Annotated in this window: 5 protein-coding genes; all 5 read left to right on the top strand. The window is 59.9% G+C overall.

Annotated elements, in window-relative coordinates; translation table 11 throughout:
- The first annotated feature begins 166 nt into the window (after nt 1-166).
- Nucleotides 167-985 (top strand): S1/P1 nuclease, encoded by an 819-nt coding sequence (locus OUZ52_RS22120; protein ID WP_266160761.1) that lies wholly within the window; start codon nt 167-169, stop codon nt 983-985.
- Between the two features lie 355 nt (nt 986-1,340).
- Nucleotides 1,341-1,883, top strand: a complete 543-nt coding sequence (locus OUZ52_RS22115; protein WP_266160760.1) for a hypothetical protein — start codon at nt 1,341-1,343, stop codon at nt 1,881-1,883.
- Nucleotides 1,884-2,035: 152 nt separating this feature from the next.
- The gene (gene pyk, locus OUZ52_RS22110) at nt 2,036-3,508 is read left to right on the top strand and encodes a pyruvate kinase (RefSeq protein ID WP_266160759.1); all 1,473 of its coding nucleotides are present in this window, start codon (nt 2,036-2,038) and stop codon (nt 3,506-3,508) included.
- Between the two features lie 143 nt (nt 3,509-3,651).
- Nucleotides 3,652-4,107 carry an energy transducer TonB gene (locus OUZ52_RS22105; protein ID WP_266160758.1) on the top strand — a complete coding sequence of 152 codons (456 nt, stop codon included), beginning with the start codon at nt 3,652-3,654 and terminating at the stop codon, nt 4,105-4,107.
- A 208-nt stretch (nt 4,108-4,315) separates the two neighbouring features.
- On the top strand, nt 4,316-5,139 hold an 824-nt coding region (locus OUZ52_RS22100; RefSeq protein WP_266160757.1), incomplete at its 3' end, for a class I fructose-bisphosphate aldolase.

The raw sequence follows: 5,139 nt of genomic DNA, 5'->3' as shown, positions 1-5,139 counted from the left end.
AGTAGCCGCCATGCGACAGCGCGCGGCTTGGCCTGGCAGCCAGCCAGGCCGGCGCCACGCACTACCACCTGGCAGCTACTCAACGACAACGCGGGCTACGCGAATAGCGTGAACAGGCCCTAGGTTGTGGCAAGCTTCTTGGCTCTTTTGTCGGATCATTTGAACTATGCGCCCAGCCTATCGCTTCGCCACCACCCTGTTCGCATTTTTGGCGGTTACGCCGATCGCTCAGGCTTGGGGGCCGGTCGGCCATAGCGTGGTTGCCGAATTGGCGCAGCGTCATCTCAGCCCGGCTGCCGAGGCCGAGGTGGAGCGTTTGCTGGCGCCTGAGCACACTGGCAAGCTCGCGGATATCGCCAGCTGGGCCGATGAGGTGCGCAACGATCCGGCGCAGCAGACCCTGTGGAACGACACGCGCGGCTTGCACTACATCAACTTTCGTGACGCCTCATGCAACTACGTGCCGCCACGTGATTGCCCGGATGATCGCTGCGTGGTGGGTGGGGTCGCGCACTATGTGGCCATACTGGCGGACAAGACCCAGTCCGATGCAAGCCGCCGCGATGCCTTGAAGTTCGTCGTGCATTTCATCGGCGATATGCATCAGCCGCTGCATGCGGGTTTCCGCGATGACAAGGGTGGCAACGATTACCAGGTGCAATTTGCCGGCAAAGGCAGCAATTTGCACAAAGTTTGGGACTCCGGCCTGCTGGGGACGCACGGTCTGGCCTGGGGGGCTTATGCCCAGGAGCTGGATGCGCGCGGGCCGACGGCGTTGCCTGCATCTGTCGCCCCGCTGGACAACGACTATGCGCAATGGGCTGAAGAGTCTTGCCGTGCCACTGGCGAAGCCGGTTTTTACCCCACCGGTCACGTGATCGACCAGGCCTATATCGATGCCGAGCTGCCGCTTGCCGAGAAACGCTTGCGCGAGGCCGGACGCCGTCTCGCCGAGGTGCTGAATCAGGCTCTGGCGTCGTCGTAATTGCCAGCGCCACGGCAACCGGACATGATGCTCGGGCTGGCGCCATCGATATGGTCGGCAGACAGTTCTGTCGGTCGCGATAAAGTATCCAAGTCGTCGCTTCGTCGGGGATGAGATAACCATTCGCTCATTCGCTACCCAGCTATGCTGATGAGTGGTGTGACCTGGACCGACGAGCAGAGCTTTCAAAGGTTTAGCCGTCTTGCCATCCAGGAGAGGCTGGTGGTTTTTGTGAGGCGCTGTTGCGCTGAGCCCCACACACTGGGATCAGCCTTCGGCCGCCAGCGGGCATTTGCGATGAATCAGTCGTCCTCTCGTGGAGAGGGATATCAACTATGGATAAAGGGATGAAGGGATGAGCATTCGGGGATTACTTGCGACCAGTGCGCTATTTTTAGCTCTGCAGTTCGGTGTGGTCTGCAATGCGTTCGCCGGGGACCCCGGGCCCTATCGGTTGGTCTTTCTGGATATCTCCGAAGAGCCTTATCAAGACGGGCAGCAGTTGATGATCGATCTGCGCGAGATCGATCAGCTTTCCGCGGACTGGAAAGAATGTTTCATCTGTACTGGAGAGTCGAAGGAAGTCGGCAACCTCTATCTCTATACCGTGCCAGTTGGGCTGTCGGTTGAGGCGCTGCGCAAGGCGGTCGCCGGAGACGATGCGGCTCTGCAAAAAATGCAGAAGGTATTGAATCAATTTGCCGATGCCGATGGCCTCACGGTCAACGGCTTACTTATTTATCAACACGTTGAAGGCAAAGTCACGGTGTATAGCCTGGGTGCTGTTCCCGGAGACAAGCTTCATTCGGTCAGCAAGGCAGTGAAGGTCAAGTTATTGCTCAGCAGCCTGGATAAATTGCTGGAGCAAGTGGCGGCCAAGATTCGCCGCCCGGTTTGACATTGCGGCGACTCGTCGGCGGCAAGCGCCTGATGCGATTCGGTGAGGCATAAGGCCGGATTAACCTTCAGATAGGCGTCTGTTGGGGTGTTGTGCGAGAGACATGTCTTCTGCCCCCTAGCACATAAATACAATTCTGCTAGCCTCGGCGGATGACTACCGATACCCACTCTCGCCGTACCAAGATCGTCGCCACTCTGGGCCCTGCCACCGATGCGCCGGGTATGCTTGAACGCATCATTGCCGAGGGCGTGAACGTAGCTCGTCTCAATTTGTCGCACGGCCAGCCGGATGACCACCGCGCTCGCGCCGTTGCGGTACGCGCGGCGGCAGCCAAGGTCGGTTGCGAGGTTGGCATCCTCGCCGATTTGCAGGGGCCGAAGATTCGTATCGAGCGCTTCGCCCATGGGCCGGTGGAGCTGCACGTCGGCGATACCTTTGTGCTTGAGTGCAGTCCCGGGGCAGCTCCCGGCGACGCCACACGTATCGGTGTGAGCTATTACGGTTTGCCCAATGACGTCCATACGGGCGACGTGCTGTTGCTGGACGATGGCTTGATCGCCCTGACCGTGGAAGATGTGGTGGGTGCCGAAGTGCGTTGCCGAGTGTTGATCGGCGGCAAGTTGTCTGACCGCAAAGGGCTTAATCGCCAGGGCGGCGGTTTGTCGGTCGAGGCCTTGTCTGACAAGGATCGTGCCGATATCAAGCTGGCTGCGGAAATCGGTGCGGATTTTCTCGCGGTGTCCTTTGTGCGCTCGGCGGCCGATATGCAGCAGGCGCGCCGGTTATTGCATGAGGCCGGTGGCAACGCCGCGCTGGTCGCCAAGATCGAGCGTGCGGATGCCATCCCGGTGCTGGGCGAAATCATCGATGCATCCGATGTGGTGATGGTGGCTCGTGGCGACCTGGGTGTGGAAATCGGTGATGCTGAGCTGCCCGGCTTGCAGAAAAAGATTATTCGCGAGTCGGTGCAGCGCAACCGTGCGGTGATCACGGCCACGCAAATGCTGCAATCGATGGTGCGCTCGCCGATCCCGACCCGGGCCGAGGTGCTCGATGTCGCCAATGCGGTGATTGACGGCACCGACGCGGTGATGTTGTCCGAAGAGACCGCCGCTGGCGCGCATCCGGATGTGGTGGTCGCAGCACTGCGTCGCATCTGCCTGGGTGCCGAACGCCAGTTCGAGCCGAAAGAAGATTTGAATACGGCCGATCATCGTTTGGATCGCACCGACCAGGCGATTGCCTTGGCCGCCATGCTGCTGGCGAACCAGTTGCGTGTGCGGGCGATTATCGCCCTGACCGAATCGGGTGCGACCGCGCAGTGGTTGTCACGTTATCGCAGCGCGGTGCCTATCTATGCACTGTCGCCATTCGACGATGCCCGCCGCCGCATGCTGATGTTGCGCGATGTGCAGCCGGTGGCGTTCAACCACGCTGGTCAGACGATGGCTTCGTCGTCGCGTCAGGCGGTGCAGCAGTTGTTTGCCTCGGGCAAGCTCAGCGAGGGGGATCGCGTGGTGCTGACGCATGGCGATCACGTAGGCCGCGGTGGCGGCACCAATACCTTGAAGCTGCTTTCGGTCGGAGCCGACGGTGAGGTGGAAAGCCTGCGCGAGTTGTAAGGCGCCGGTCTTTCAGCACTTGGCGCGGCGAGAAGTTTGGATTCGATCTGTCTATCTGGCCAGAGCGATTTGTCGCCGAGGACAGGCTCCGAGCTCTGCGATTACACTGCGATTCCATCCCCATTGTTTGCGCTGGAGGCACTATGAACACCATGTCGAGCTGTATTCGCCGGAGTCTGCTACTGGCTGTGGCCTTGGTTTGTAGCGTGCCTGCTTTGGCGCAAGCGCAGGCTAAGACGGTCGGCCCGCAGCGGTTGCAAAGCTATTGGATTCTGCTCAATACCCAGGTCAGTGCAGACATTCCCAACAGCGGTCGCAACATGGATAAGCCAGGGTGCGCGGCGGTCAGCTATACCATCAATGCCGATGGTGTTCCAAAGGATATTCAAGTAGTTAAGGTTGTGCCGGAGAGCGATCTTGGCACGGTGGCGAAAAGCGTGATCAGCAACTTCAGCTACGGCCCATCGCTAGCCAATGCGAGCAAGAAAGAGCCTGTCACCACTTATTACATCGTTCCGTTCAACCTGCCTGCCGATAAGGCTGAACGCCAAAAGATCACCGACGCCTGCAAGTTGCCGGGTTACGACAGCTCCCATTGACCCCTGAGAGCCTGCTCAAGCTCTCCCTGTGGCGGCCGGCTTAACGGCAACGTTCTGCTGCGGGGAGAGACCTCGGACAGGCTCTTCTCGGGGCAGGGCGACCGCTACGGCGGTTCCGGCTATAATCGCGCTCTTTGAACCTTGCTGCCCTGTCCGGGGCGGTACTCACTATTGTGCGGTTTAACCGCCCTCGTTTCACGGAGTCGTCATGAGCATCGAAGATCTCGAAAGCATCGCCCTGGCGATGGTCGCGCCTGGCAAGGGCATCATCGCCATCGACGAATCGACCAACACCATCAAGAAGCGTTTCGAGGCCGTCGGCATCGAGAACACCGAAGAAAACCGTCGTGCCTACCGTGAGCTTCTGCTCACCGCGCCAGGTGTGAACGAGCATATTTCCGGTGCGATTCTTTATGACGAGACGATTCGTCAGTCGACCAAGGACGGCGTGCCGTTCACCCAGTTGATGAAGAAGAACGGGATCATCCCGGGTATCAAAGTCGACAAGGGTCCGGTGGCGCTGGCTGGTTTCCCGGGCGACGTCGTCACCGAGGGCCTCGATGGCCTGCGTGAGCGTTTGCAGGAGTACGCCAAGCTCGGCGCGCAGTTCGCCAAGTGGCGCGCAGTGATCAACATCACTGAAGACAATCCCAGCTCCACCGCCATCGAAGCGAACTGCCACGCGCTGGCCCGTTACGCCGCGCTGTGCCAGGAAGCTGGTCTGGTGCCGATGGTCGAGCCCGAAGTCATCATGGACGGCGACCACAGCATCGACGTCAGCTACGAAGTGCACGAAGCCGTGCTGCGCAGCTTGTTCAATGCCTTGTACGAACAGAACGTGATGCTCGAAGGCACCATTCTGAAAGTCAGCATGGTCATCCCGGGCAAAGACGCCGAGGAGCAGGCTGAAGTCGAAGAAGTGGCCGACGCCACCGTGCGCGTGCTGAAGACCACCGTGCCGGCGACCTTGCCGGGTATCGTGTTCCTCTCTGGCGGTCAGACCGATGAGCAGTCCACTGCGCATTTGAATGC

Source organism: Dyella silvatica (assembly GCF_026283955.1).
In the GTDB taxonomy this organism is placed as follows: Bacteria; Pseudomonadota; Gammaproteobacteria; order Xanthomonadales; family Rhodanobacteraceae; genus Dyella_C; species Dyella_C silvatica.
This window is presented reverse-complemented; position numbering and strand designations above follow the sequence as displayed.